General features: G+C 73.4%; 24 protein-coding genes, 1 tRNA gene and 1 pseudogene. 4 read left to right on the top strand and 22 right to left on the bottom strand.

Translation table 11 applies throughout. The annotated features are described in order from the left end of the window. Positions 1-8 precede the first annotated feature (8 nt). The 3 genes from BZZ08_RS18660 to BZZ08_RS18650 all read left to right on the top strand — a co-directional run bounded on the left by BZZ08_RS18660 (position 9) and on the right by BZZ08_RS18650 (position 3167). Positions 9-1409 (top strand): glutamine synthetase family protein, encoded by a 1401-nt coding sequence (locus BZZ08_RS18660; RefSeq protein WP_104633389.1) that lies wholly within the window; start codon positions 9-11, stop codon positions 1407-1409. A 1-nt stretch (position 1410) separates the two neighbouring features. Beyond that, entirely contained in the window at positions 1411-2559 is a 1149-nt protein-coding gene (locus BZZ08_RS18655) for an amidohydrolase family protein (RefSeq protein WP_104633388.1), read from the top strand. Positions 2560-2639: 80 nt separating this feature from the next. Continuing rightward, entirely contained in the window at positions 2640-3167 is a 528-nt protein-coding gene (locus BZZ08_RS18650; RefSeq protein WP_198601567.1) for an NUDIX hydrolase family protein, read from the top strand. Positions 3168-3186: 19 nt separating this feature from the next. Here the strand turns inward: BZZ08_RS18650 and mnhG are convergent, their stop codons facing one another. The 18 genes and pseudogenes from mnhG to BZZ08_RS18555 form a co-directional block, all read right to left on the bottom strand. Further along, a complete protein-coding gene (gene mnhG, locus BZZ08_RS18645) occupies positions 3187-3552 on the bottom strand; it encodes a monovalent cation/H(+) antiporter subunit G (protein WP_104633386.1) in 366 nt (121 codons plus the stop codon). Further along, on the bottom strand, positions 3549-3815 hold the full coding sequence (locus tag BZZ08_RS18640; RefSeq protein WP_166661578.1) for a monovalent cation/H+ antiporter complex subunit F: 267 nt from the start codon (positions 3813-3815) through the stop codon (positions 3549-3551). Before BZZ08_RS18640 ends, mnhG begins: the two co-directional genes overlap by 4 nt. 47 nt (positions 3816-3862) lie before the next feature. Next, positions 3863-4462 carry a Na+/H+ antiporter subunit E gene (locus BZZ08_RS18635; protein ID WP_104633384.1) on the bottom strand — a complete coding sequence of 200 codons (600 nt, stop codon included), beginning with the start codon at positions 4460-4462 and terminating at the stop codon, positions 3863-3865. Further along, entirely contained in the window at positions 4459-6102 is a 1644-nt protein-coding gene (locus BZZ08_RS18630) for a Na+/H+ antiporter subunit D (protein ID WP_104633383.1), read from the bottom strand. Before BZZ08_RS18630 ends, BZZ08_RS18635 begins: the two co-directional genes overlap by 4 nt. Then, positions 6099-6863, bottom strand: coding sequence for a Na(+)/H(+) antiporter subunit C (locus BZZ08_RS18625; protein ID WP_104633382.1), 765 nt, complete (start codon positions 6861-6863; stop codon positions 6099-6101). The genes BZZ08_RS18630 and BZZ08_RS18625 overlap by 4 nt, the downstream gene beginning before the upstream one ends. Next, entirely contained in the window at positions 6860-9763 is a 2904-nt protein-coding gene (locus tag BZZ08_RS18620; protein WP_104633381.1) for a Na+/H+ antiporter subunit A, read from the bottom strand. The genes BZZ08_RS18625 and BZZ08_RS18620 overlap by 4 nt, the downstream gene beginning before the upstream one ends. A gap of 116 nt (positions 9764-9879) precedes the next feature. Further along, positions 9880-9953, bottom strand: a tRNA-Pro gene (locus tag BZZ08_RS18615). A 105-nt stretch (positions 9954-10058) separates the two neighbouring features. After that, positions 10059-11378 carry an MFS transporter gene (locus tag BZZ08_RS18610; protein ID WP_104633380.1) on the bottom strand — a complete coding sequence of 440 codons (1320 nt, stop codon included), beginning with the start codon at positions 11376-11378 and terminating at the stop codon, positions 10059-10061. 129 nt (positions 11379-11507) lie between these two features. Next, the gene (locus tag BZZ08_RS18605; RefSeq protein ID WP_198601562.1) at positions 11508-11867 is read right to left on the bottom strand and encodes an MmcQ/YjbR family DNA-binding protein; all 360 of its coding nucleotides are present in this window, start codon (positions 11865-11867) and stop codon (positions 11508-11510) included. Between the two features lie 178 nt (positions 11868-12045). Then, the gene (locus BZZ08_RS18595) at positions 12046-12948 is read right to left on the bottom strand and encodes a LysR family transcriptional regulator (RefSeq protein WP_104633378.1); all 903 of its coding nucleotides are present in this window, start codon (positions 12946-12948) and stop codon (positions 12046-12048) included. A gap of 30 nt (positions 12949-12978) precedes the next feature. After that, positions 12979-14172, bottom strand: a complete 1194-nt coding sequence (locus tag BZZ08_RS18590) for a glycine C-acetyltransferase (protein ID WP_104633377.1) — start codon at positions 14170-14172, stop codon at positions 12979-12981. Positions 14173-14200: 28 nt separating this feature from the next. Next, the gene (gene tdh, locus BZZ08_RS18585; RefSeq protein WP_104633376.1) at positions 14201-15229 is read right to left on the bottom strand and encodes an L-threonine 3-dehydrogenase; all 1029 of its coding nucleotides are present in this window, start codon (positions 15227-15229) and stop codon (positions 14201-14203) included. 203 nt (positions 15230-15432) lie between these two features. Further along, positions 15433-16008: a GAF domain-containing protein gene (locus BZZ08_RS18580; RefSeq protein WP_104633375.1), complete on the bottom strand. Its 576-nt coding sequence runs from the start codon at positions 16006-16008 to the stop codon at positions 15433-15435. Next, positions 16005-16634 carry a GTP-binding protein gene (locus BZZ08_RS18575; RefSeq protein ID WP_198601561.1) on the bottom strand — a complete coding sequence of 210 codons (630 nt, stop codon included), beginning with the start codon at positions 16632-16634 and terminating at the stop codon, positions 16005-16007. The genes BZZ08_RS18580 and BZZ08_RS18575 overlap by 4 nt, the downstream gene beginning before the upstream one ends. Then, a complete protein-coding gene (locus BZZ08_RS18570; protein ID WP_104633374.1) occupies positions 16612-16986 on the bottom strand; it encodes a DUF742 domain-containing protein in 375 nt (124 codons plus the stop codon). The genes BZZ08_RS18575 and BZZ08_RS18570 overlap by 23 nt, the downstream gene beginning before the upstream one ends. 2 nt (positions 16987-16988) lie before the next feature. Further along, positions 16989-17423 (bottom strand): roadblock/LC7 domain-containing protein, encoded by a 435-nt coding sequence (locus tag BZZ08_RS18565; RefSeq protein ID WP_104633373.1) that lies wholly within the window; start codon positions 17421-17423, stop codon positions 16989-16991. 98 nt (positions 17424-17521) lie between these two features. Continuing rightward, positions 17522-19414, bottom strand: coding sequence for a sensor histidine kinase (locus BZZ08_RS18560; protein WP_104633372.1), 1893 nt, complete (start codon positions 19412-19414; stop codon positions 17522-17524). A 603-nt stretch (positions 19415-20017) separates the two neighbouring features. Then, positions 20018-21151 (bottom strand): annotated as a pseudogene (locus BZZ08_RS18555) (ISAzo13-like element transposase-related protein); the annotation flags it as partial. A 235-nt stretch (positions 21152-21386) separates the two neighbouring features. Between BZZ08_RS18555 and BZZ08_RS39025 the strand changes: the two are divergent. Further along, positions 21387-22076, top strand: coding sequence for a Crp/Fnr family transcriptional regulator (locus BZZ08_RS39025; protein ID WP_104633371.1), 690 nt, complete (start codon positions 21387-21389; stop codon positions 22074-22076). Here BZZ08_RS39025 and BZZ08_RS18545 read toward each other — a convergent pair. From BZZ08_RS18545 to BZZ08_RS18530, 4 genes are all read right to left on the bottom strand, one after another. Further along, the gene (locus tag BZZ08_RS18545; RefSeq protein WP_104633370.1) at positions 22040-23341 is read right to left on the bottom strand and encodes a MalY/PatB family protein; all 1302 of its coding nucleotides are present in this window, start codon (positions 23339-23341) and stop codon (positions 22040-22042) included. The genes BZZ08_RS39025 and BZZ08_RS18545 overlap by 37 nt on opposite strands. Before the next feature lie 70 nt (positions 23342-23411). Further along, the gene (locus BZZ08_RS18540; RefSeq protein ID WP_104633369.1) at positions 23412-24653 is read right to left on the bottom strand and encodes a cytochrome P450; all 1242 of its coding nucleotides are present in this window, start codon (positions 24651-24653) and stop codon (positions 23412-23414) included. Between the two features lie 118 nt (positions 24654-24771). Then, a complete protein-coding gene (locus tag BZZ08_RS18535) occupies positions 24772-26073 on the bottom strand; it encodes a beta-ketoacyl synthase N-terminal-like domain-containing protein (RefSeq protein ID WP_104633368.1) in 1302 nt (433 codons plus the stop codon). After that, complete coding sequence (locus BZZ08_RS18530; RefSeq protein ID WP_104633367.1) at positions 26070-26345, bottom strand: phosphopantetheine-binding protein; 276 nt, start codon at positions 26343-26345, stop codon at positions 26070-26072. Before BZZ08_RS18530 ends, BZZ08_RS18535 begins: the two co-directional genes overlap by 4 nt. Positions 26346-26364: the final 19 nt, after the last annotated feature.

Here is a 26364-nt window from a genome sequence, read left to right as displayed (position 1 = left end):
GCCGAGACGTGAGCGACAGCGACCCCGTGCCCGGCGGGCGCCCCGGCGAGGTCGAGCGGGCCACCGCGCTGACCGGCGAACTGACCGGACGGGGCGTGCACGGCGTGGTGCTGGCGTACGTCGACACCGCCGGGATCGCCCGGGTGAAGACCGTGCCCACCGCCGGGCTCGCCGCGGCAGCGGCCTGGGGCGTGGGCATGTCGCCGGTGTTCGACACCTTCCTCGCCGACGACTCGATCGTCACCACGGACGTCCTCGGCTCCCCCGACGGCGACCTGCGCCTCTACCCCGACCTCGACCGGCTGACCGTACTGGCGGCGCAGCCCGGCTGGGCGTGGGCGCCGGTCGACCGGATCACGCAGGAGGGCGCACCGCATCCGGCGTGCGGGCGCACCGTCCTGCGCCGCACCGTGGCGCGGGCCGCCGAGCGGCACGGCATCACCTTCCGGGCCGCCGTCGAGATCGAGTGGGTGGTGGGGCGGGGCGACGCGGACGGCGACGCGTTCGTCCCTGCGGTGTCCGGACCGGCGTACGGCGCGACCCGGCAGATCGAGCTGAGCGACTGCGCCGCGGACCTGCTGGCGGCGCTCGCGGCGCAGGGCGTGGACGTGGAGCAGTTCCACCCCGAGTACGCGGCGGGGCAGTTCGAGATCTCGGTGGGCGCGCTCGGCCCGGTGGCGGCGGCCGACCACAGCGTGCTGGTGCGGCAGACGATCCGGGCGGTGTCCCGGCGGCACGGGCTGCGGGTCTCCTTCGCCCCGGCGGTCCTCGGACGGGGCGTCGGCAACGGCGGACACCTCCACCTCTCCGCCTGGCGCGGCGGGACGAACCTGCACGCGGGCGGCACGGGCCGGTACGGCATGACCGCCGAGGCCGAGTCCTTCGTGGCCGGGATCCTCGGCCGGCTCCCGGCGCTCACGGCGATGACCGCGCCGAGCCCGGCCAGTCACCTGCGGCTGCGCCCCTCGCAGTGGGCCGGGGTGTTCACCGCCTGGGGCCGGGAGACCCGCGAGGCCGCGCTACGGATCGTCACCGGCACCGCAGGGATCCGCGACCGTGCGGCGAACCTGGAGGTCAAGCCGGTCGACCTCGCCGCCAACCCCTATCTCGCCCTCGCCTCGGTGATCGCCGCCGGTCTCGACGGGCTCTCCTCGTCGGCGCCGCTGCCCGAGGAGACCACCGGCGACCCGGCCCGGCTGGACGCCACCGAGGCGGCGGCCCGGGGCGTGCGGCGGCTGCCGGTCACGCTCACCGAGTCGGTGGAGGCCTTCCGCGCCGACGGCGTACTGCGCGAGGCGCTGGGTCCGGTGCTGGCGGACGCGGTGATCGCCGTACGCCTCGGCGAGGCCCGGTCGGTCGAGGGGCTGGACGACGACGGCGTGGCGGCGGCCTACCGCTGGACGTACTGAGATGGCCGCCGGGCCCGTGCACGAGCGGCTCGCCGCGCTGGAGCTGGTGGACCACCACTGCCACGGCGCCGTCACCGACGACCTGGACCGGGCGGGCTTCGAGTCCCTGCTCACCGAGGGCGAGGCGTGGCCCGGCGTCTCCCCCTTCGACAGCCCCGTCGGCCTGGCCGTGCGCCGCCACTGCGCGCCCCTGCTGGGTCTGCCGCGCCACTCCCCCGCCGACGTGTACCTGGCCCGTCGGTCGGAACTGGGCGCCGCCGAGGTCAACCGGCGGTTCCTGCGGGCCGCGCGGACCGGCGTGTTCTGTGTGGACACGGGATACGCCCCGCACCGCGTGACCGCTCCGGCCGAGCTGGCCCAGGCGGCGGGCGCCAGGGCGTACGAGGTGGTCCGGCTGGAGGGGGTCGCGGAGGCGGTGGCGGCGGCCGGGGTGGAACCGGACGCCTACGCCCGGGCGTTCCGCGCCGCGGCGTGGGAGGCGGTGCGGCAGCCCGGCGTGGTGGGCGTCAAGTCGGTGGCGGCCTACCGGACCGGCTTCGACCTGGATCCGGCCCGTCCCGCGCCCGGCGAGGTCACCGAGGCCGCCCGGCGCTGGCTGGCGCGCGGCGGCGGCCGACTCGACGATCCGGTGCTGACGAGACACCTGCTGTGGACCGCCGTGGACCTCGGGCGCCCGCTGCAACTGCACACGGGGTTCGGCGACAGCGACATCCGCCTGCACCGGGTGGACCCCACCCTGCTGACCGACTGGCTGCATCTGACCGCCGGCACCATCCCGGTCCTGCTGCTGCACTGCTGGCCCTACCAGCGCCAGGCGGCCTATCTGTCCGCGGTCTTCGAGCGGGTGTACCTCGACGTGGGGCTCACCCTGCACCACGTCGGTCCCGCGCGGGCGGGCTCGATCCTCGCCGAGGCACTGGAGATCACCCCGTTCCGCAAGCTGCTGTACAGCTCCGACGCCTACGGGCCGGCCGAGTTCCACTACCTGGGGGCGCTGGCCTTCCGGCGGGGACTGACCGGACTGCTGCAGGAGCGGCTGGACGCCGACGAGCTGTCCCTGCCGGACGCGCTGCGCCTGGCCCGCTGGACGGGACGGGACAACGCCCGGCGGGTCTACCGGCTGCCCGGCGGTCCGGCGGACGACGGCTGAGCGGCGTGGGACGGGTCACAGTCCCGGAGCGCCGCCCAGGAAGTACGAACGGCTGAAAGTATGATCAAGCGATGTCTGACATGACCGAAACCACGCCGGGCTGGCTGACGAGCGACGAACTCGAAATGGCGCGCGCCCGTATGCCGATCCTGTACGTCGAGGCCGTGCCCGTGCGGGTGGACGACAGCGGCGAAGTCACCAGCGTCGGCCTGCTCCTGCGCATCGGGCCCGACGGGACGGTCAGCCGGACGCTGGTCTCCGGCCGGGTGCTGCACCACGAGCGGGTGCGGGACGCCCTGCTGCGCCACCTGGAGAAGGACCTCGGCCCGGTGGCACTGCCCCGGGTGCCGTCCTCGCTCCAGCCGTTCACGGTGGCCGAGTACTTCCCGACGCACGGTGTCACGCCGTACCACGACCCCCGGCAGCACGCGGTCTCGCTCGCCTACGTCGTGCCGGTGACCGGTGACTGCCGGCCGCGCCAGGACGCCCTCGACCTGGTCTGGTTCGATCCGCGCGAGGCCCTGTCCGAGGCGGTGCGCGGCGAGATGCCGGGCGGCCACGGGGTGCTGCTGAAGCAGGCGCTGGCGCACGTGGGCTGCGTGGACTGAACGCTCCCGGCCCCCGGGGTCACTCCTCCGGCCGTCGCCCGTCGCTGAGCTGCGGGTCCAGGTCGTCCCTGAGCAGGCCCCGGGACCCCGTCTGCCCGGTGCGGTAGGCGGAGCGGGCCACCAGGTGGGAAGCGACCGGGCTGGTGAGGAACTGGAAGAAGGCGATGAGCGCGAGGGTGCCCACGTCGGTGCCGTGGCGCAGCCTCAGCGCCACCCCGGCCAGGACGAGGAGCATCCCGAGGGTCTGCGGCTTGGTGGCGGCGTGGCTGCGGGAGAGCACGTCGGGGAAGCGGAGCATCCCGATCACGCCGAGGAGGCACTGCAGGCAGCCGAGGAACAGCAGGACGGTTCCGGCCAGGTCGGCGGCCCGGGCCCAGGCGTTCACCGGTGGTCCTGCCGGCCGTCCGCCCGCACGGAGGGCCGGTCGCGTACGGCGATGAAGCGGGCGATGCCCACCGAGCCGGTGAACCCGAGGAAGGCGAGCACCAGCATCACGGGGAAGTAGAAGGAGTCGCGGTCGTGGGCGGCCTTGACGCCGATGCCGGCGATGATGAGCGCCGCGGCCACGTCCAGCGCGACGGCGCGGTCCAGCATCGAGGGGCCGTACCAGATGCGGTACAGCAGCAGTGCGCCGGCGACGAGGATCATCGCGAGCGCGGCGACGAGCAGCGCGTCTTCGACCGCGTGCAGGGTGGTCACGGCGAGGGGTCACCTTCCGGTACGGGGCGGGCGGCGTCGGCGATGTCCTTGGCGGTGCCGAAGGCCCGGGCGACGAGTTCCTCCATGCGCCACACCTGCCGCTGGGCGCCCTCGATCTCGCCGGGGTTGGCCGCGTCGAGGACGTGCAGGAACAGGGTGGCCGTCGACCGGCGCACCTCGATCACGGAGCCGCCGGGGACGTTGGAGACGGCGACGGCGGTGGCCGTGAGCATCAGATCGCTGCGCACCCGCAGCGGGACGGCCACGACCGCCGCCTGGTAGGGGCCCTTGGCGAAAATCTGCCGGGTGACCTCGACGCTGGAGGAGAACATGTCGTACAGCAGGTAGGCCGCCAGGCGCAGGATGCCCAGGGGGCGCAGCCTGAGGCCGATGTCCACGGCGGGCAGCGGGAAGGCCAGGCACAGGCAGACCGCGACGAGAACGCCGTTGACGAGGTTGGCCCAGGACGGGGTGCCCCACAGCAGGATCCAGATGACGGTGAGCCAGCCGACGAGCGGCAGGTCGAGCACGCGTCGCCCGCGGCCGACGCGGAAGGACCAGCTGTAGGGGGAACGGTCGCGGAAGAGGTTGCTCACCGGCCGAGCACCGCCTCGATGTAGGGGGTGCGGGCGAGGAGTTCGGTGGCGGCGGCCTGGGTGAAGGTGGTGAGGGGACCGCCGAGTACGGTGTACGACAGGCCGAGGGCGACGGCGGCGCCGGTGGCCACCAGCATCGGCCAGGGCAGCCGTTTGCTGGTGGTGATGGACTGCCCCAGGAAGCCCGCGGCGACCACGGCGCCCGCGGGCACCGGCAGCCCGCTCCCCGAGCCGGTCGGCCGTTCCTCGTCGTCCGGTTCGTCGTCCGGCTCCTCGTCCTCGGCGGACTCCAGCACCACGCCCTCCTCCTCGGCGCCGGGCGGCGCGTCGCGCCAGAACGCGAGGTTCCAGACCTTCGCCATGACGTAGAGGGTGAGCAGGCTGGTGGCGGCGGACCCGGCGACGAGTGCCCAGGCCCAGCCGCCGCCGTCGGCGACGCCTGCCCGCATCAGGCCGAGCTTGCCGATGAAGCCGGACAGCGGCGGGATGCCCGCGAGGTTCATGGCGGGCACGAAGAACAGCACGGCGAGCAGCGGCGCCGCCTTCGCCAGCCCGCCGAGGCGGGTGAGTTCCGTGGTGCCGTCGCGCCGCTCGATGAGCCCGGCGACGAGGAACAGGGTGGTCTGCACGGTGATGTGGTGGGCGACGTACACGATCGCCCCGGCGATCGAGCCGCGCCCGGCGAGCGCGACACCGAAGACCATGTAGCCGATGTGACTGATGAGGGTGAAGGACAGCACCCGTTTCAGGTCGGTCTGGGCGACGGCGCCGAGGATGCCGACGGCCATGGAGGCGAGTGCGGCGAGCATCAGCAGGTCGCCGAGGCGGTGGCCGGGGAAGAGCAGGGTCTGGGTGCGCAGCATCGAGTACACGCCGACCTTGGTCAGCAGCCCGGCGAAGACCGCGGTGACCGGTGCGGGCGCGGTCGGGTAGGAGTCGGGCAGCCAGGCCGCGAGCGGGAACACCGCCGCCTTGATCGCGAAGACCGTCAGCAGCATCGCCTCCAGCAGGGTGCGCGCCCCGAGCGGCACCTCCTGCAGCCGCCCGGCGAGCTGGGCGAAGTTCACGGTGCCCGCCACCGCGTAGGTCATCGCGATGGCGACCAGGAAGAGCACGGAGGAGAACAGCGAGACGATCACGTACGTCGACCCGGCCCGGATACGGGTCGCGGTGCCGCCGATGGTGAGCAGCACGAAGCTCGCGACGAGCATGATCTCGAAGCCGACGTAGAGGTTGACGAGGTCTCCGGCGAGGAAGGTGCAGGAGACGCCCGCCACGAGGATGAGGTAGGCGGGGTGGAAGACACCGACCGGCGCCTGGTCGTCGCGGTCGGCCATGCCCTGGCCCAGCGAGTACACGAGGACGAGCAGGGTGACGGCGCTGGAGACGGTGAGCATCAGGCCCGCCAGCCGGTCGGCGACCAGGGTGATGCCGACCGGCGGCGCGAAGTCGCCGAGGTGCACGCTGAGCGGGCCGTGGCGGTCGGCGGCGACCATGAGCATCACGGAGAGCACCAGGACCGCGCCGAGCACGGCGAGGCTGATGAAGCGCTGGAACCGGTGCAGCCGGGGTCCGATGGCCAGCTTCAGGCCCGTGACGCACAGGGGCAGCAGGACGGGGAGCGGGACGAGCGCGTTCACCTGGTTCCTTCCGTGCCGGCGCCCGCGGGGTCGTCGGGCTGGTCGGGCGGCGGGTGGCAGGAGTCCTCGCCGGGGAGCGAGTCGGGTTCGCGGCCGGTCTCCTCGGGGTCGTTGGAGGGCCCGGCGACGCGGGCCGGGGCGGGTCCGGGGCGGCCGGCCGCGTCGGTGGAGCCCAGCTCGCGGCCCTCCCGGTAGTCCTCGGGGTCGGCGCCGAGGATGTCGTTCCAGAGGTTCCCGGAGACGTCGTTGGCGCGGGCCTGGTAGGCGCGTTCCTCGCGGACCCTGCGGCGCAGCCGTTTGCGGGCGGCGCGGTAGCGGGCGCGCTGCTCGGCGTCGGCGCCGCCGTCCTCGGCGCGGGCCTCGCGGTAGCGGTCGCGGAGTTCGCCGCGCCGGTGGAGGAACTCGGCGCGCAGGGCGACCAGCCGGTCCTCGGTGTCGTCGCTGATCTCGTCGGAGCCGGTGACCTGGTGGCTGCGGTAGGCCATGGCGAGCAGGAAGGCGGTGGTGGCGAGGGTGATGACGATCGCGGTCAGGGCGATGGCCTGGGGCAGCGGGTCGGTGACGCGGTTGCGGATGATGTGCGGGTAGAGCAGCGGCGCGTCGCCCGCGCTTCCCGTGGAGGCGAGCACCAGCAGGTTGACGCCGTTGCCGAGGACGACGGCGCCGAGCAGGATCCGGGTCAGCGACCGGGTCAGCAGCAGGCTCGCGCCGACGGCGTTGAGGACGGCGGCCGCCACCAGCAGGGACAGGCTCACGGTCATGGGCGGCCCGCCTCCGGGCGCGGGGCGGCCCGCTCGATCTGGCGGTCGATCCGGGCGCCGAGGGCCCGCACGATGTCCAGGACCACGCCGAGCACGAGCAGGTAGACCCCGCAGTCGAAGAGGACGGCGGTGGACAGGTGGGCGTCGCCCCACACGGGCAGGTGGCCGTGCCAGGTCCAGCCGTGCAGCACGGTGCCCTCGCCGAGGCCGCCGAGCGCGACCCCGGTGGACAGGAACAGGCCGAGGCCGGTGAACACGCCCGGTTTGAAGGGCACGGCGTCGGCGAGTTCGTGACGGCCGCCGGCGAGGTAGCGGGCGATGAAGGCGACGCCCGCGGTCAGTCCGGCGACGAAGCCGCCGCCCGGCAGGTTCTCCGCGCACAGCAGCAGGTAGACGGAGAGGACGAGGACGGGGTGGAAGATGAGGCGGGCGACCACCTCCAGGACGAGGGAGCGGCGCTCGGGGGCGAGGGTGGCGCTGGCGGCGAGCCAGGTCCGCTCGGGTGCCCCCTCGTCGCCGCTGGGCAGGCCCGCCGATTCGTACCGGCTCGCCCGCCACGCGGTGCGCAGCCCGGCGTGCGGGTGGTCCCCGGGCAGCGGCAGTACGGGCTGCTCGGCGCCGTCGGCGCGGCGGTGCAGGTAGATGAGGCTGGTGACGCCGATCGCGGCGGCCGCGAGGACCGCGGACTCGCCCATGGTGTCCCAGGCGCGCAGGTCGACCAGGATCGTCGCGACGACGTCCTTCAGCCCGTGGTGCGCGGTCTCCTCGACCATCGCCGCTCCCGCGCCGTCACCCCGGCGATGCCCCGCCATGATCCAGACGACGACGGCGACGGCGGCACCGCCCGCGAGGGCCACCGGCATCCGCAGCAGGCGTCGCCACCGGCTGAAGTTCTCCTCGAAGCGCACCGGCATCCGGCGCAGCACCAGCACGAAGACGATCATCGAGACGGTCTCCACGCAGAACTGGGTGAGCGCGAGGTCGGGCGCGCCCTGCGCGACGAAGAGCAGCGCGGTGCCGTATCCGGTGAGGCCGGCGAAGACGACCGCCTTCATCCGGCGCCGCACCCCCAGGCACAGCAGGGCCGCCGCGCAGGTCAGCAGGGCGACGGCGGCCTGGGCCGGGTGGTCCCACAGGCGCGGGGCCGGCACCGCCCTCCAGGGTTCGTCGGCGACCAGCACGGCGATCTGCCCGGCGAGGACCACGCTCATGGTCGTCACCAGGTACACCGACAGCGAGCCGCGCTGCACGAGTCCGGTGCACTGCAGGGCGGTGCGCTCCAGGGCGAGCAGCAGCCGTCCGAAGACGAGGTCCGCGGAGCGCCAGGCGACCGCCTGGCCGGCCCGTTGGACGGGGCCCGCGGCGAGGAACAGCAGGACGCCGCCCGCCCAGGCCGCGCCGGACAGGGCGAGTGCGGGGCCCGCGCCGTGCCACAGCGCCAGGTGGGACGGGTGGGCGGGCGCCGGAAACTGCCCGGCGTAGGTGCCGAGGAGGCCCTGGAGCCAGGACACTCCGGGGCCGAGGACGAGGCAGGCCAGGGCGAGCACGGCGGGCGGCGCCAGGAAGGCCGCCCGGACACGGTGTGCGTCGGTGTCGGGCAGGCCGGGCTTGCGGGCGAAGGCGCCCCACAGGTAGCGCAGGGTGTAGGCGGTGGTCAGGGCGGAGCCGACGACGGCCGCGGCGAGCGCCCAGCGGTCACCGGTGCTCCCGTCCAGGAGCGCCTGGAAGGCGGCCTCCTTGGCACTGAAGCCGAGCAGCGGCGGCACCGCGGCCATGGACGCTCCGGCGATCACGGCGACGGCGCACACGGCGGGCAGCCGGCGTCCGAGTCCGGAGAGCTTGCGCAGGTCGCGGGTGCCGGTGGCGTGGTCGACGATGCCGGTGACGAGGAAGAGCGGCGCCTTGAACAGGGCGTGCCCGAGGATCATGGCGGTGGCGGCGAGGCCGGTGTCGTGGCGGCCCGCACCGGTCAGGACGGTGAGGAAGCCGAGCTGGCTGACGGTGCCGTAGGCCAGGACGAGTTTCAGGTCGTGCAGCCGCAGCGCCCGCCAGCCGCCCAGCAGCATCGTCGCCGAGCCGAGGACGAGCAGCAGCGGGCGCCAGGGCGTGATGTCGGCGAAGGCGGGGGCGAGCCGGGCGACGAGGTAGACGCCCGCCTTGACCATCGCGGCGGCGTGCAGATAGGCGCTGACGGGGGTGGGGGCGGCCATGGCGTTGGGCAGCCAGAGGCTGAAGGGCCAGATCGCGGACTTGGACAGGGCGCCGACGAGGATCAGCACGACCGCCGTGGACAGCGCCGCCGACGGGGGCGGCGGATCGGCGAGGATCGCCGAGACGCGGTAGGTGCCCGCCTCGTGTCCGAGGAGCAGGAGGCCGACGAGCATGGTCAGTCCGCCGAGCGCAGTGACCGTCAGGGCCTGCAGGGCGCTGCGCCGGTTCCGCTTGTGGTCGCTGGTCTGGCCGATCAGCAGGTAGGAGAAAACGGTGGTCAGTTCCCAGAAGATGTAGAGCAGGACGAGGTCGTCGGCGAGGACCAGGCCGAGCATCGCCCCGGCGAAGGCGAGGAGGTTCCCGGCGAACCTGCCCAGCTGCCGCGAGCGGTCGTCGAAGTAGGAGGCGCAGTAGACCAGGACGAGGGTGCCCACGCCCGCGGCGAGCAGCACCATGAGTTCGGCGAGGGCGTCCAGTCTGAGCGCCCAGTCCACGTGGTAGGTCGGCAGCCAGCGCCACTCGACGGTGTCGGCGCCGCCCGCGGCCGTCGTGCTCCACCGGGTGGCGGCCCAGGCGGTCGCCGCGGCGGGCGGCAGGGCCAGCACGAGGAAGGCCCGGGTTCCGCACCATCTCACCAACGGCGCGGCGAACAGCGCGAGCGCGAAGTGGCAGAGGATGAGCACGGACACCCGACAGTGATATATCGGGCATCTCGCCCGAGCGTCCAGGCACGCCGCAGGGAGAACAATCGAGGGGCGGTTTCGGATCTCTCCGAAACCGCCCCTCGATCAACGACCGTCTCCAGTCGGGACGACAGGATTTGAACCTGCGACCCCTTGACCCCCAGTCAAGTGCGCTACCAAGCTGCGCCACGTCCCGTTGCCCGTCTGACCTGGGGTTTCCCCCGGTCGAACGCGCAGGAAAACCATACCGCACTCGGGCCGATGGTCGCGCACCGCTTTTCCGGCGCGCGCCCGGGGTGCGTCAGCACGTCTGCGGGCGGGGCGGCTCGGCCTCGGTCGGGGGCTGGGCCGGGGCCGGGGTGCCGCTCGATCCCGCCGCGGCCGCTTCCACGCGCACCAGCCCGCGCACCGCCGGGATCAGGAGCAGGGCCGCACACACGGCGAAGCTCGTCGCACCGGCGACGAGCAGCACGTGGTCGGCGCCGAGGACGGAGGCGGCCGGACCGGCCAGGGCCTGGCCGACGGGCATCATCGCGAGCGAGCCCGCCACGTCGTAGGCGTGGATGCGGTTGAGGACGTCCGGCGGGACCTGGGTCTGCACGCTGGTCGCCCACATCACGCCCCAGAAGGACAGGCCGGCCCCGGCGACGGCGGCTCCGGCCGCCATGGCGGGTACGCCGAGCCCGGCACCGACGCTCGCCGGGAAGGCGGCGAAGCCGACCAGGGCGATCGCACCGGCCCGGAGCATGCGCAGCGGCCGCAGCCGCAGGGCGAGCAGGCCGCCCACGACGGTCCCCGCGCCCAGGGCGGAGTTGACCAGCCCGTAGGCGCGCGGGCCGTGCTGCTGCACCACCTCGGTGGCGACGAGCGGGACGGTCGGACCCCAGACCGCGATCATGTAGACGCACCAGACGGCTATGACGCTCCACAGCCACCGCCGCGCACGGAACTCCCGCCATCCCTGGACCAGGTCGGCGCGGAAGGCCTTGCTCCCGCGGCCGGAGACCGCTCGGCTCCCGGGCGCGGGCGGCGGCAGCCGGAGCAGCAGCAGGCACAGGGCGCTGATCGCGTAGGTGGTGGCGTGGGCGGCGAAGACCCCGCCGGGCGAGGCGAAGCCGACCAGGAGTCCCGCCACGGCGGGTCCGGCGAGCTGGGCGGCGGACTCGGCGACGCGTATCGCGCCGTTGGCACCCTGGACGTCGGAGGCGAGCCGGGGCACGGTGCTGGCGACGCCGGGCTGGAAGACGGCGCCCGCGACGCCGTTGGCGAACCCGATGGCGCAGATCTGCCAGAGCACGACGTGCCCGGAGAAGAAGAGCGCGGCGGCCGCGGCCTGGGTGCCGAGCCGGACCAGGTCGGCGCCGATCATCAGCTTGCGGGTGCTGAAGCGGTCGGCGAGGACTCCGCCGAAGACGACCAGACCGGCGAAGGCGGCGGCCGTCGCGGCCATGGCGAGGCCGACCGCGCCCGCCCCGTACCCGTGCTGGAGCAGTCCGGCGGCGAGCGCGACGGGCAGCATGGTGTCGCCGAGCCGGGCCACCGCCCGGGCGGCGAAGAACAGCGCGAAGTCCCGCGACCAGACGGCTCGCGCCGCCGTCGGCCGCGACGACGTACCGGCCATCCCGTCCTCTCCCCTCCCCTTGCCCTCCCGTGGCACCGTGCGTCCGACAGCCGGAACCCCCCTCCGGTCCCGGCTGTCACGCACGTCTTCGGATCATGCCACGGGGCACTGACAACGCCCGAGGGGTTTTCAGCCCCCGGCGGGCAGCCCCAGCCGGGGATGGGCCTCCAGCAGCCGGGTCGGGGCCGCCTGGCGCCAGGAGTCGGCGAGGATGTCGCGCAGCTCGTCCTCGCCCTCCAGGGCGGCGAGCCGGGCCCGCACCCAGGCGAACTGCGCCTCGTGCGCGGCGATCCAGAACTTCCGCGGTTCGGCCAGCACCAGTTCGTCGCGTTCCTCCTTCGGGCAGCGCACCGCGAGGGAGGTCTCCTCCTCGGGCAGCGTCGCGAACATCTTTCCCGCGACCCGGAAGGTGGGCATGCTCCAGGCGATCTTCTCCGTCGTGTCCGGCAGGGACAGGGCGATACGGCGTACGTCTTCTGCGTCCGGCATGACAGGCACGGTAGCCGCCGCCACCGACAATCACCCGGCGACGACGGGTGCGCCCAGCCGCACGCCGACCTGCAAGAAGAGGAGCGTCACCGGCCGCGGGTCCGCCGCGTACTCGGGGATCGCGCCGGCCCGGGTCCGCCCGGCCCACCGGTACAGGAGACGCCGTACTACGGAAGCCTCACGCCCGGGCCGCCTCGCCGAGCGCGTCGAGGACCGGGCGGATCAGCGGGTGCTCCTCCGCTCCCCGGCGTACGGCCGCGAAGACCCGGCGGGTCGGCGCCACCCCGTCGACCGGGCGGACGACCACGCCGGTGAGGTCGGTGCCGTGCAGCGCCGAGCGCGGGACGAGCGCCACCCCGGCGTCGGCCGCGGCCAGCGACACCACGGCACGGAAGTCGTCCGAGGAGTGTTCGAGGCGGGGCTGGAACCCGGCGCTCTCGCAGGCCAGCACGACCACGTCGTGGCACGGGTTGCCCGGGTAGGGGCCGATCCAGGTGTCCTTGGCCAGCTCGGCGAGCGGCACCTCCTCGGCGTCGGCGAGGCGGTGGGCGACCGGGACGACCGCGTCGAAGGGCTCGGCGTACAGCGGGACGTGGGTCAGGCGGGGGTCGTCGGCGGAAGGCGCGCCGCGGTACTCGACGGCGACGGCCACGTCGACCTGCCGGTCCAGGACCATCGGCAGACTGGCGTCGCCCTCGGCGTCCTGGACGCGGATGCGGATGCCGGGCGCCGAGGCGGCGAGGCGGGCCAGGGCGGGCGCGACGACGAGCGCGATACCGGTCGCGAAGGAGGCGACCGTGACCGTGCCGGCCTCGCCCGAGCCGTACGCGGCCAGCTCGGCCTCCGCCCGCTCCAGCTGGGCGAGGACGGCGTTGGTGTGGCTGAGCAGGATCTCCCCGGCCGGGGTCAGCCGTACGCCCCTGGCGCCGCGCTCGACCAGGCGGTGCCCGGTCTCCTGCTCCAGGGCGGCGAGCTGCTGGGAAACCGCGGACGGGGTGAGGTACAGCGCGGCGGCGGCCGCCGTCACGGTGCGGTGGTCCGCCACCGCTCGCAGGATGTGCAGCCGCCGCGCCTCGATCATGGGATCGATTCTCTCAGGTCACCGGGGGTTTCAGGCGGCGAGCCGCTCCCGCGCGGAGACGAAGGCGTCCACCGCGCGGTGCACGTCGTCCGTGGAGTGGGCGGCGGACAGCTGGACGCGGATGCGGGCCTTGTCCTGCGGGACCACCGGGTAGGAGAAGCCGATCACGTACACGCCGCGCTCCAGGAGCAGCTCCGCCATGCGGCCCGCCTTCGTCGCGTCGCCGATCATGACGGGCGCGATGGGGTGGTCGCCGGGGAGGATGTCGAAGCCCTCCTCGGTCATCCGGCGGCGGAACAGGGCGGTGTTCTCGGCGAGCCGTACGCGCAGGTCGTCGGCCGACTCCAGCAGGTCGAGCACCTTGAGGGAGGCGGCGGCGATCACCGGGGCGAGGGTGTTGGAGAACAGGTACGGACGCGAGCGCTGGCGCAGCAGGGCGACGATCTCCGCGCGGGCGGCGACGTAGCCGCCGGAGGCACCGCCCAGCGCCTTGCCGAGGGTGCCGGTGATGAGGTCGACCCGGTCCATGACGCCGTGCAGTTCGGGGGTGCCGCGGCCGCCGGGGCCGACGAAGCCGACGGCGTGCGAGTCGTCGACCATGACCATGGCGTCGTAGCGGTCGGCCAGGTCGCAGATCTCGGCGAGCGGGGCCACGTAGCCGTCCATGGAGAAGACGCCGTCGGTGACGATCAGCTTGCGGCGGGCCTCGCCCGCGGCCTTGAGCTGCGTCTCCAGGTCGGCCATGTCGCGGTTGGCGTAGCGCAGGCGCTTGGCCTTGCTGAGCCGGATGCCGTCGATGATCGAGGCGTGGTTGAGGGCGTCGGAGATCACCGCGTCCTCGGGGCCGAGGAGGGTCTCGAAGACGCCGCCGTTGGCGTCGAAGCAGGAGGAGTAGAGGATCGTGTCCTCCTGGCCGAGGAACGCCGAGAGCCTGGCCTCCAGTTCCTTGTGCACCTCCTGGGTGCCGCAGATGAAGCGCACGGAGGCCATCCCGTAGCCCCAGCGGTCCAGTGCCTCGTGGGCGGCGGCGACGACCTCGGGGTGGTCGGCGAGGCCGAGGTAGTTGTTGGCGCAGAAGTTGAGGACCTCGCCGGGGCGGCCGCCCGCGGTGACGCTGACGGTCGCGGACTGCGGGGTGCCGATGACGCGTTCGGGCTTGTGCAGGCCGGCGGCGCGGATCTCGTCGAGGGTGGCGCGCAGGTCGTCGCGCACGGAGTCGAACATCTCAGAAGCTCCTAGGAAAGCAGATGACTTACGCGGTCCAGTCGAGGATGACCTTGCCGCCCCTGCCGCTCGCCGCGTCGGCGAACGCGGCCTCGAAGTCGCGGTGGGAGTACCGGCCGGTGATCACCGGGGCGAGGTCGAGGCCGCCTTCCAGCAGCACGGACATGGCGTACCAGGTCTCGAACATCTCGCGGCCGTAGATGCCCTTGACGGTGATCATGGACGTGACGATGCGGGCCCAGTCGACCGGGAACTCCTCGGCGGGCAGGCCGAGCATGGCGATCCGGCCGCCGTGCGTCATGTTGGCGATCATGTCTTGCATGGCCTCGGGGCGGCCGGACATCTCCAGGCCGATGTCGAAGCCCTCGCGCAGGCCCAGCTCGCGCTGTCCGTCGGCGATGGTGGCGTCCGAGACGTTCAGGGCGAGGCTGACGCCGACCTTGCGGGCGAGGTCCAGCCGCTCCTCGCTCACGTCGGTGATCACGACGTTGCGGGCGCCCGCGTGCCGGGCCACGGCGGCGGCCATCAGGCCGATCGGTCCGGCGCCGGTGATGAGGACGTCCTCGCCGACCAGCGGGAAGGACAGCGCGGTGTGCACGGCGTTGCCGAACGGGTCGAAGATCGCGGCGACGTCGAGGTCGACGGGGACGCGGTGCACCCAGACGTTGGAAGCGGGCAGGGCGACGTACTCGGCGAACGCCCCGTCCCGGCCGACGCCGAGCCCGATGGTGGCGCGGCACAGGTGGCGCCGTCCGGCCAGGCAGTTGCGGCACTTGCCGCAGACCAGGTGGCCCTCGCCGCTGACGCGGTCGCCGGTCTTGATGTCGGTGACGTCGCGCCCGGTGCCGACGACCTCGCCGACGAACTCGTGGCCGACGACGAGCGGGGTGCGGATGGCCTGCCGCGCCCAGCCGTCCCAGGCCCGGATGTGCAGGTCGGTGCCGCAGATGCCGGTGCGCAGCACCTTGATGAGGACGTCACCGGGTCCCACGGCGGGCTCGGGCACGTCCGCGAGCCACAGCCCGGGCTCCGCCTTCTCCTTGACCAGCGCCTTCAACGGAACGGCTCCTGACGGGGGTGAGGTCCCGGCGGTGGCACGCCGGAGCGGCCCGCGTCCGGGATGGGGAGGGGAATCGCACAGCAATCTGCCGTACGACACCGTCCCGGGTCCATCGAGCCTTTCTTAAGCCCGGCCGCAGCTTTCCTTCACGCCCTCCGCGCCGGCCGCCGCACAGGCTGCCGCGCGGGCCCGCCCGCAGCTCACAGGGGCAGCCCGTCCTCCGCGCTGCGCTCGATGCGCCGTACGAGGTCGGCCGCCGTCGACTTGATCGTGGCCAGGCCCGCGGTCCCCCAGGTCCGGGGCCGCACGTCGGCCGCGGACACGGTGCCGAGGACCGTCCCCGTGCTGTCGATGAGCGGGGCACCGAGGTAGGAGCGGATGCCGAACGCGTCGACGACGGGGTTGCCCGCGAAACGCGGGTAGTCGCGCACGTCCTCCAGGACCAGCGCCTTGCGCCGGACCACCACGTGGGGACAGAAGCCGTGGTCCCTGGGCTGGAGCCGGCCGAACTCGGGGCTGGTCCCGTCGCCCCGCGTCACCGGCGGCACCTCCGGCACCCGCAGACCGGCGAAGAACTGCCCGCCCTCCACCAGGAAGTTGACCATCGCGTATGGCGCCTCGGCGAGGCCCGCGAGGTGGGCGGCGAAGGCGTCCAGGGCCGGGTCGGGGCGTTCCGCCAGGCCGAGCCGGCGCAGCCGTCGTACCCGGGCGGGGGCCTCCCGGTCCTCGGGGGTGAGCAGCAGACGTCCGGCCGGGCGCGGCGGGTCGTAGCTCATGGGCGGACTCCGGCGCCGGACCCGGACGCCGGGGCCGGGGTGTGGGCGATGAGGTGGCGTACGAGGGTGAGCAGCGTCTGGACGCCGGAGCTGGAGATCCGGGCGTCGCAGCGCACGATCGGGATCTCGGGGTGCAGGTCCATGGCCGCGCGCACCTCCTCGGGGTCGTAGCGGTAGGAACCGTCGAACTCGTTGATCGCGACGACGAAGCCGAGTCCGCGCTCCTCGAAGAAGTCGACGGCGGCGAAGGACTCCTCCAGGCGGCGGGTGTCGGCGAGGATCACCGCGCCGAGCGCGCCTTCGCACAGCTCGTCCCACATGAACCAGAAGCGTTCCTGGCCGGGCGTTCCGAACAGGTACAGGACGTGTTCGGCATCGAGGGTGAGGCGGCCGAAGTCCATGGCCACGGTCGTTTCGAGCTTGTTCTCGATTCCGTCGAGGTTGTCGGTCGCGGCGCTGACCGTGGTGAGCAGTTCCTCCGTGCTCAGCGGTGCGATCTCGCTGACCGCGCCGACGAAGGTCGTCTTGCCGACGCCGAATCCGCCCGCCACGAGGATCTTCAGGGCGGTGGGGAACGGGTCGGCGCCTTCGCCGTGTGCGTAGTCAGAGCTGTCGTCGTAGTCCATCGAGCACTGCCTCCAGAAGGGCCCGGTCCGTGGGGTGGTGGTGGAACGCGGCGGGGGGTTTGGTGGTCAGCGCGCCGCAGTCGACGAGGTCCGAGAGCAGCACCTTGGTGACCGCCACCGGAAGCCGCAGATGTGCGGCGAGCTCGGCGACCGGGAGGGGCGCCCGGCACAGGTCGAGCGCCTGCGCGTGCTCGGGTCCGAGGTAGCCGAGGGGGGTCGCCCCGGTGGCCATGACCTGGGACATCAGGTCGAGCGAGACGGTGGGCCGGGTACGGCCGTTGCTGACGGTGAAGGGGCGCACCAGCCGTCCGGCCGCGTCGTCGAGCCAGGGCCCGTCGCCGGCCGCGGCCACCGTCAAGGCCTCATCGCCGGGGGTTCGACGGCGTGCTGCCGGGGCGCGGTGACCAGGTAGGGGCGGACGCTCTTGACCAGCATCGCCATCTCGTAGCCGAGGACGGCCGCGTCGGCCTCGCGGCCGGCCAGCACGGCGAGGCAGGTGCCGGAGCCCGCGGTGGTGACGAAGAGCAGGGTCGAGTCGAGTTCGACGACGACCTGCCGCACGTCCCCGCCGTCGCCGAAGCGGACGCCGGCGCTGCGGCCGAGGGAGTACAGACCGGAGGCCAGGGCCGCCATGTGGTCGGCGCTGTCGGCGTCGAGTCCGTGGACGGACTTCACGAGTCCGTCGGCGGACAGGAGCACCGCGCTGCTGGTGTGCGGTACGCGCTGGACGAGGCCGCTCATCAGCCAGTCGAGGTCGGACACGTGGCCGGTCGGCGCATCGCTCGCCATGGTGGATCGACTCCTTGGGGTACGAAGGTCTGCGGGAGCGCTGGTCGTGGGAGTGGGGGTGGGGGTGAGGGCGGTCGTGGGGGTGGTCGTGCGGAGGGTCATTCGGCTGTCACGCCCGGGTCGCGGTGGGTCGGTGCCGAAGGCGCCGGTTCGGTGTGCTGCTGGGCCTCCGCGAGGCCGACGCCGCGCTGGAAGGCGGCCATCAGACCCGGGTCGTGCCCGGTGTACTGCTCGGGTTCCTGGCGGGGCGCGGGGCCACCGCGCAACTGGGGCGCGATGTGCTCCTGGGCGCGGCGGCGCGGCAGCCGGGGCTTCCCCATGGTGCCGCGCACCGCGCTGTGCCGCGGGACGGGCGGGGTGGCCGCGTGCTCGGCGAGGACGCCCCGGTCCTCGGACCGCACACCGGGCACGGCGGCGGCCGGGGTGGGGCGGTTCCGGTGCGTGCCGCGCACGGGCAGCGGCACGGGTTCGCCGTCGGCCCTGCGCACCTGGGCCGGACCCGGCACCTCGGAAGCGGGGGCGGGAACGGGCGCGGGCGGGGGAACGGCGGGAGCCGGTCGGGCGGGCACCGGCGTCGGCGCGGCCGGAGCGGGTGCGTCGAGGGTCGGTGCCTGGGGGGTACGTCCGTCCGGGGTCGGCACGTGGAGCGTGCTGGAGAGGACCGGAGCCTGCGGCGTCACAGGAGACACGGCCCGCAACTGCTGCCCGGGCGGCGGCGCCACGGGCACCCGTTCGGCACCGGTGGCCTGCGTCTGCCCCGCCCCGCCCCCGGGCAGCGCCCCCGGCTCGGTGCCCAACAGGGCCTGGGGCACCACCAGTACGGCCTGGACACCGCCGTAGATGTTGGTCTGCAGCCGCACGGTGATCCCGTGCCGCTTGGCGAGCTGGGAGACGACGAACAGCCCGATGCGCCCGTCCGCCAGCAGGCGGGCGACGTTGACCTGGTCGGGGTCGGCGAGCAGGGCGTTCATCCGGCTCTGCTCGCCGACGGGCATGCCCAGTCCGCGGTCCTCGACCTCGACGGCCAGGCCCGAGGTGACGAGGTTGGCGCGCATCAGCACCTGGGTCTGCGGGGCGGAGAACAGGGTGGCGTTCTCGACGAGTTCGGCCAGCAGGTGGATGACGTCGGCGACGGCGTGGCCGCGCAGGGTGCCGTCGATCGGCGGGACCAGCCGGACCCGGGAGTACTGCTCGACCTCGGCGATGGCCGAGCGCAGCACCTCGGTCATGTCGACCGGGTTGCTCCACTGGCGGCGGGAGACGGCACCGCCGAGCACGGCCAGGTTCTCGGCGTGGCGGCGGATGCGGGTGGCGAGGTGGTCGACGTGGAAGAGGCCCTTGAGGAGGTCGGGGTCCTCGATCTCGTTCTCCAGCTCGTCCAGGATGGAGATCTCCCGGTGCACCAGGGACTGCAGGCGCCGGGCGAGGTTGACGAAGACCTCCAGCTTCTGTTCGCTGCCCGCCTGGCTGGAGAGCTGGGCGGCCCGGACGACGGCGGTGACGGCGCCGTCGTGGGCGCGGGAGAGGTCGGCGGCGAGCAGTTCGAGGTCGTCGGCGTCGTCCGGCGGTCCGCCGCGCGGGGTGCGCGGGGGCGGTGCCTCGCCGCGGCGCAACGCCTCGACGACGGCGCGCAGGTCGCCCTCGTGGCGCGCGGTGCTGCGCCGTAGCGCGCCGACACGGTCGTGCACGGACCGCGCGGCGCGGTCGGCGGCGACGGCGGCGATGGCGACGGCCGCGAGGGTCACCGAGACGGCACCGGCCAGGACGCCCCACAGGACGGGGGCGGGCCGGGCGCCGGTGGACCGGACGGTGAACAGGACGACCGCGCAGCCGCTGAGGGCGACCGCGACCGGCGGCAGGACGGCGAGCCTCAGGAGTTGGGACCGTATGTGGGTCTCGGGGAGCGTGGCGGTGGTACGTGGGGCCGGCCGGCCGTGCCGCCCGCCCTCGCGGCGGTCTGCTCGCGCGGCCGGGGCGCGGAGGTGAGACATCGGTGTCCTCGTACTGGTCCGTGTACTGGTCCGTCGGCCCTGCGTCGCCCGACGGACACTGACAGTAGTCGTCTGCCCCTCATGTGCGGTGGGCAGTTGCCAAAGTCCCCCGGGCAACGTCCCGCTCTGGTATGAGGCCTCGTACGACAGCCCGATAAGCCGGATACAGACCCGCTCCCGAATGACGGAGAAACGGTCGGACTCCATCAAATTCAGTCGCCGGGTGTGACGGCGCCACCGGGCCGGAGACACCGGGTGGTTCGGACGCGAAGGGAAGGCGGATTCTCGGCCGGAATTCGCTCTTGACTCCCTCCGTTCACAGGGAGGCGACAGCATCCCGCTGTCGGCCGGCGCGCGGCCCGCTCGCGGATGCGCCGCCCCTCGCCCGGCAGGGCCGCTCCCCCGGAGTGGCTGCGGGCGGGGCCGGTGGCCGGGGCGCGAGCGCGGAGTGGGTGCGGCTGGAGGCCCCCGATGACCTGCTGGACCACCCACCGCGCTGGTCGGGGGCCGGAGCCCCCGCCGCCGTCGGACGGGTCGCGTCCGACCGTCGTGGCCTCGGGGAGCCGCCGAAAAACAACTTCAGGACTTCGGGAACCTCCTGGCCGGCCGTCCCGGATCGAGGGTGTAGTTCCAGGTGCCGTGCCAGTCGTGGGGTGTCAGCGGCAGGGTGGCGACGGCCTCGTCCGGGACGTGGACGCGGACGGGGTCCTGGGCGGGGCCGGACGCGGCGTGGACGGCCGGGCCCGTGCCGGTGGCGACCTCGCCGATCCCGCTGACCACGACTTCGTGACTGGTCAGCGGCCACCCCCGCCAGTGCGTGCTGATGCGGGACAGGAGCCGGTGCTCGCTCCGGTTCCATTTCGAGGTTCCCGGCGGGAGGTGGCAGGCCGTCACGGTCAGGCCGGTGGAGCGGGCGAAGTCCGCTAGTCCCTTCTGCCACGCCCGCACCCGGCAGCCGTCCGAGCCTCCGGCGTCCGCGGTGATCAGCAGGCGCGCGGCATGCGGGTGGCGGCGGCTGCCCTCGCCGTCCCACCAGCGTCGCAGCGTGGCCACCGCGAACGCGGCCGTGTCACCCTCACACCCGGCCGGCACCCGGCCTGCGTCCGCGGGCGGTTCGTGGCTCCCGTACGGGTCGGTCCCGGCGCCCGCGCGGTGACCCGGCGCCGGCGTCTTCCTGGCGTCCACACTGATCACCGGCTGTCCGGCGTCGGCGAACTCCCGGACCCGGCCGTTGATGTAGCGGAACTGGGCGTCCCGGTCCGGGTGGCGGGCCCCCTCGGTCGTGCGGCCGGCACCCCGCAAGGAGAAACCTTCCTCCTTCAGCAACGCCGCCACCGTGTCCGCACCGACCCTGAGCCCCTGGGCGGTCAGCGCCTGGGCCAGCTTCCGGGTCGACTTCGTCGTCCACAGCAGCGGCGGCTCCGGATCCCCGCGGGGTACCGGTTCCACCAGTGCCAGCAGGGCCGGCACCAGGCCGGGGTGCTTCTCCCGCAGCCGCTTGCGCCCGCCGCCCGCACGCCGCACCCGGCCCGGCGGTCCCGGGGCGCCGGCGAGTTCCGCCACGCCGCGCGAGACCGTCTCCCGCGAGACCCCGGCAGCCCCGGCCACCAGCCGGATGCCTCCGCGCCCCAGAGCCCTCGCGTCCGCCCCCAGAGCCAGCCGCCGCTGCCGCTCGTCCAGATGCGGCAACAAGCAGGCGTACTTCTCCGCCAGAACCGCCTCGATCCCCTCGGCCACGACAACACCCTACGGCTCGGGCAGCCCCGCGAGAACCCGTAGTTATTTTTCGGCGGCGGGCCGGCGGAGTGTCGTAGAACAATCCATCTCAGCATGTTGCGGCCATTTGCAGCCAACCTGGACCGTAGCACTACCGTTACCTTGTACCGATGCTTTAGATTCGGCGCAGGAATTCGATCTGCGCAACGTTCTTCACCAGCGGCTTTGGCGATCAAATACGGTCACCGGGAGCAGAATGGAACCCTTCTGTAACACAGAACGAAGCCTGGCTACCGCACTTCAGGAAGCAGCTAGAAGAGGGACCATCAGGGGGACAAGATTTCGTGTCGGCCGGAAAGAACACGTGTACAATCTCGGTCAGCCGGACGCGCACATCTATCTGGTCGAGAGCGGCCAGGTGAAGACACTGACGCACACCCGCGACGGAAAGCAGTGCCTGCTGTCCATACACGGTCCGGGCGACGTGTTCGGGGAGTCGAGCGTACTGGCCGCCAAGCACACCGAGACCGCACAGGCCATGCAGGTCACGACGTTGGTGCAGGTCCACGTCGCACAGATCATGAACGACTGCGATCCGCCGCTGCGCGAGGCGCTGATCGGCCACATGGCGAACCGTCTGCTGGAGCAGCAGCAGGTGATCGCCAATCTGGTCACGATGGACAGTGAACACAGGCTGGCCGCATTGCTGGTGAAACTCGGGGAAAAGGTGGGAAGACGCAAGGACCAGACCGCTCAGATACGCGATCGAATAACGCAGGAAGAGCTGGCGGAAATGGTCGGGACAACCCGCTCCCGCGTCGGCTACTTCCTCAAGAGGTTCTCGGTGGCCGGCGTGGTGCATCGCACCGATGAAGCACATCTGTGTATTCACATAGCCGAGCTGACGGACTATCTGGAGAACTCCTCCTTGTCCGCCGGTCTGTAGGACCTGCATACCGGAGCGGGATATCCCGGAACATTCGGCGGCGGCGCCCCGGTGGCGCCGCCCGATTCCGGGGACTCCTCCCGCACCGCCTTCTCCATCCGGCGGACCATTTCCTCCAGCAGGCGCTGGGACGTGCCGAAATTGAGCCGGATGAAGCCCTCACTCCCGTACTCCCGGCCGTCGCTGACGGCCACCTTGCCGCGCCCGAGGAAGAACTCCGCCAGATCGTCACTGCCCAGCCGGTCGGCCAGCCGCCGCCCGTCGAGCCACGCCAGGTAGCTCGCCTCCGGTGGGACCAGCTCCAGGTCCGGACCGAAGGACTCGAACAGTTCGACGAGCATCCTCCGGCTGCCGTGCAGGTAGTGGCGGACGGCACGCAGCCAGGGCTCGCCCAGGGTGAAGGCGGCTTCGCTCGCGCTCACCCCGAGGATGCCCACGCCGTCCCGTTCCCTCGGCCGCATCTCCATGAGCCGGTCGTGGTCCCGGGACCGGCCGGCCACCGCCATCGCGCACTTCAGACCTGACAGGTTCCAGCCCTTGCTCGCCGAGGCCGCCGTCACCGTCGCCACCCGCGTCGCCTCGGGCAGCGAGCCGAGCGGCACGTGCCGGTACCCCGGGTGCGTGAGCGGCGCGTGCACCTCGTCGGAGATCACCGCGACCCCGAACTCCGCCGCCAGCGCGAGGACTTCGCGCAGTTCGTCACCGGTCAGGACCCGCCCGGTGGGGTTGTGCGGGTTGCACAGGAAGTAGGCGGCGGCCCCGGCCCGGAAGGCCCTGGCCAGTCCCTCCAGATCGAGCCGCCAGCGGCCCCCGCGCAGCCGCATCGGCCGGGGCACGACCTGCCGGCCGGCCGCGGCGATGGCCTCGAAGTAGGGCGGATAGGCGGGCACGTCGACCACGATGCCGTCGCCCGGCTCGGTGAACTGCTCCAGCGCCACCTCCATCACCCGCATGGTGTCCGGGAACAGCACCACCCTCCGCGGCTCCACCGGCCAGTCGTAACTCGCCCGCGCCCAGGCCGCGAACGCCCGCTGCACGGGCGCCTCGGTGGTGTAGGCGTAGGCGTAGCCGAGGTCCCCGCCCACCGTGAGGTGCGCCCGAATGGCTTCGAGCACCGGCTCGGCGACGGGGAAGTCCATCTCGGCGATGAACGCCGGGAGTATGTCGGGCGGGTAGCGCCGCCACTTCTCGCTGCGCCGGGTGGACAGCGAGACCGCGCGCAACCCGTCGAACAGGTGGACCAGCTCCTGCTGTACCTCCGACAACGACTCCTCCTCCGTCGCTTGGGCGGGGCCGCGGCGGGGCCGCCCCCGTACCGCGGGGCGACGCCGGGTTTCACCAGGTGACCGGCAGTTCCTTGACGCCGTGGATGCCGAACAGGTGGTGCCAGAACGGCACGTCGGCCGCGGGGACGGCGAGCCGCAGTCCGGGCAGCCGGTCGAACAGCCGGCCCAGGGTGACCTGGAGCTCGACGCGGGCCAGGGACTGTCCGGGGCACTGGTGGGGACCGTGGCCGAAGGCCAGCTGGCCGCGGGCGGTGCGGGTCACGTCGAAGCGGTCGGGGTCGGGGAAGACATCGGCGTCCCGGTTGGCCGTCGCCAGCTGGCACACGACGCCCTCCCCCGCGCGCACGGTCCGCTCCCCGAGGGTGACGTCCTCGGTGGCGATCCGGTTCATGCCGATCTGCATGGCCGTCTGGTGCCGCAGCAGTTCGTCCACCGCGCCCGGCAGCAGCGCCGGGTCGGCGCGCAGGGCGGCCAGTTGTTCCGGGTTCTCCAGCAGCAGCATGGTGCCGGTGCCGATCATGGTCGCGGTGGTGTGGTGGCCGGCGGCGAGCAGCAGCCAGGCGATGACGGCGACCTCGGCGCGGTCCAGGAGTCCGGGGGCGACCTGTTCGACCAGCAGCCGGCTGATCAGGTCGTCGCCGGGCTGCTTCTCCTTGGCCGCCACCACCCCTTCGAGATGGTGGAGGATGTCGTCCTTGGCCCGCAGCGTCTCCTCGGGGGTGCTGCGGCCGTTGATGAGGACCCGGGTGCGGGACTCGAACAGCGGGCTGTCCTCGGCCGGCACCCCGAGCAGTTCGCACACGACGGTGGACGGCACGGGGTAGGCGAGTTCCTCCATGAGGTCGAGCGGGCCGCCCCGCTCCTCCATCAGGTCCAGGCGGTGGTCCACGATCTGCTCGATCCGGGACCGCAGTTCCTCCGCCCTGCGGCCGGTGAAGTCCCTGGCGAGCATCCGGCGGTAGCGCAGGTGCTCGGCGCCGTCGAGCCGGGGGAAGGTGCCCTTGAGGACCTGGGGCACGGGCCGGGGGAACATCCGCGGGAAGTCCGGGTGGGCGCTGTCGGCGCTGAAGCGGGGGTCGTCCAGCACGGCCCGTACGTCCCGGTGCCGGGTGACCACGCGCGCCCGCTGTCCGCTGGGCAGGGTGACCGGGGCGAACGGGTCCTCGGCCTGGAACCGGCGGTATCCGGGCGGCGGGTCGAAGGGGCAGCCCGGTGCCTTCTCCTGCGGAAAGGCGGGCGGTCCGGCATCGGCGTCCCGCAGCGGTCCGGCGTTGTCGGTCGTGTCCGTCATAGGAAACCCTTCCCTCGCTGCCACCGTCGGCCCGCTCCCGGCACGGGTCGCGACCCTACGTTCCGGCGGTGCCCCGGTTCTGTTCACTTCTGAGCATCGGCGCCATCGACGGCTCGGCTCAGGCGTCCGGATGGGCCAGCACGACCGCGGTGTTGATGCCGCCGAAGCCGAACCCGTTCGAGAGCACGAATCCGCCGGACGCGCGCCGCGGCTCGTCGCGCACGAAGCGCAGACCGGCGTCGACGGGTTCGCGAAGACCGGGGTCGGGGTGGACGAACCCGGCCCGCAGTTGCAGGACGGCGGCCACCGCCTCGACCACGCCGGCAGCGCTGAGGCAGTGCCCGGAGAGGGTCTTCGTCGCGTTGATCCAGGGGCCCTCGTCGTCCGCTCCGAAGACCTTGCGCAGGGCGTCGGCCTCGGTGCGGTCGCCCAGCGGCGACCCGGTGCCGTGGGCGCTGACCCAGCCGATGTCCGCCGCGCCCACGCCCGCTCGCGCGAGGGCCCCGGACATGGCCCGTGCCTCCCCGTCCACCGACGGGTCGGCCAGATGGTTGCCGTCCAGGACGACGGCGCCGCCCGCGATACCGGCCAGGGCGGGCGCGCCGCGCAGCCGGGCGGAGGCGGCGGTCTCCAGGACCATGCAGGCCGCCGCCTGCCCGGGGTGGAAGCCCCGGTGGCCGGTGTCGAACGGCGCCGGCGGGCGCGGGGGCGCGCCGTCCGCCGGGGCCATCGCGCCGAGCGTGAGGAAGCCGCGGGTCTGCAACCGCGACAGCCGGGTCATGGCACCCACGACGAGGCACACGTCGGCGGCCCCCGCGGTGAGCATCCGGGCGCCGTGGACGAGGGCGAGGTTGCCGCTCGCCGAGGCGCCGCCGACCGTGCAGCCCTCGCCCCGCAGGCCCAGGACGCGGCTGAGCGTGGCGACGTGGTCGGTGTCCTGGTGCTGCAGGGCGTAACGGGCGGGCAGATGGGCGGGGTTGCGCTCGGCACGGGCCCGGCCGTCCTCGGTGACCCGCTCCGTCAGGTTGTTGCCGGCCACCGCGACGCCGATGCGCTCGGGCGGCGGTGCCGTACGGTCGAGCCCGGCCTCCAGCCATGCCTGGAGCGCGGCGACGACGCCCGTCCGTACCGGGACCGGCGCCCGCAGCACGGTCCGCCGGGCCGCGCCGCGCAGGGCGTCGGGCAGGCCGGGCAGCGTCTCCAGGGCCCGGTCGGGTACGTCGTCCGCCGCCAGGTCGGCGGTGAACGCGGGCCAGGACACGCCCGGCCGGTCCGCGTCGGCGGGTGGGGACGGCGCGCTGAGGGCGCACCGTCCCGAACGCAGGGCGGCGGTCAGGTCCTCGGGGCCGGTCGCGACGGCGCCGAGCACACCGAGCCCGGTCACCACCACGGCGCGCCCGTCCGCGGCAGGTCCGCTCACAGCTGCTTCCGCATGAGTGCGGCCAGGGTGCCGATGTCCATCCCCTGGTGGAACTCGTGCACGGGCACCGCGATGTCCAGTTCCTCCATGGTCAGGGTGACGATCTCGGCCCGGTCGATGCTGTTGCAGCCCAGGTCGGACAGGGTCCGGTCGGGCGTGAACGAGGCCGGTTCGACCTCCGGCACGATGTCCAGGGTGGTGCGGCGCAGCACCGCCAGGACTCGTTCCTCGGCGTTGTCCGGGCCGGCGAAGCTTGCGTCCGATCCGTTCATGGGGGCTACCTCCGGTTCG

This window comes from Streptomyces sp. MH60 (genome assembly GCF_002939385.1).
Lineage (GTDB): Bacteria > Actinomycetota > Actinomycetes > Streptomycetales > Streptomycetaceae > Streptomyces.
Note: the sequence above shows the minus strand (reverse complement) of the source record. Positions and strands in the feature narration are given on the sequence as shown.

Bases quoted from the DNA above. Each gene is read 5' to 3' on its own strand.
- BZZ08_RS18610 (WP_104633380.1), bottom strand. From the start codon at position 11,378: ATGGCCGGTACGTCGTCGCGGCCGACGGCGGCGCGAGCCGTCTGGTCG.
- BZZ08_RS18640 (WP_166661578.1), bottom strand. From the start codon at position 3,815: ATGATCCTCGTCGCCGGCGCACTGCTGCTGTACCGCATCTGGTACGGC.
- BZZ08_RS18595 (WP_104633378.1), bottom strand. From the start codon at position 12,948: ATGATCGAGGCGCGGCGGCTGCACATCCTGCGAGCGGTGGCGGACCAC.
- BZZ08_RS18590 (WP_104633377.1), bottom strand. From the start codon at position 14,172: ATGTTCGACTCCGTGCGCGACGACCTGCGCGCCACCCTCGACGAGATC.
- BZZ08_RS18580 (WP_104633375.1), bottom strand. From the start codon at position 16,008: ATGAGCTACGACCCGCCGCGCCCGGCCGGACGTCTGCTGCTCACCCCC.
- BZZ08_RS18625 (WP_104633382.1), bottom strand. From the start codon at position 6,863: ATGACCGTGAGCCTGTCCCTGCTGGTGGCGGCCGCCGTCCTCAACGCC.
- BZZ08_RS18565 (WP_104633373.1), bottom strand. From the start codon at position 17,423: ATGGCGAGCGATGCGCCGACCGGCCACGTGTCCGACCTCGACTGGCTG.
- BZZ08_RS18540 (WP_104633369.1), bottom strand. From the start codon at position 24,653: ATGACGGACACGACCGACAACGCCGGACCGCTGCGGGACGCCGATGCC.
- BZZ08_RS18655 (WP_104633388.1), top strand. From the start codon at position 1,411: ATGGCCGCCGGGCCCGTGCACGAGCGGCTCGCCGCGCTGGAGCTGGTG.
- BZZ08_RS18530 (WP_104633367.1), bottom strand. From the start codon at position 26,345: ATGAACGGATCGGACGCAAGCTTCGCCGGCCCGGACAACGCCGAGGAA.
- BZZ08_RS18560 (WP_104633372.1), bottom strand. From the start codon at position 19,414: ATGTCTCACCTCCGCGCCCCGGCCGCGCGAGCAGACCGCCGCGAGGGC.
- BZZ08_RS18650 (WP_198601567.1), top strand. From the start codon at position 2,640: ATGACCGAAACCACGCCGGGCTGGCTGACGAGCGACGAACTCGAAATG.
- BZZ08_RS39025 (WP_104633371.1), top strand. From the start codon at position 21,387: ATGGAACCCTTCTGTAACACAGAACGAAGCCTGGCTACCGCACTTCAG.
- BZZ08_RS18575 (WP_198601561.1), bottom strand. From the start codon at position 16,634: ATGGACTACGACGACAGCTCTGACTACGCACACGGCGAAGGCGCCGAC.
- BZZ08_RS18605 (WP_198601562.1), bottom strand. From the start codon at position 11,867: ATGCCGGACGCAGAAGACGTACGCCGTATCGCCCTGTCCCTGCCGGAC.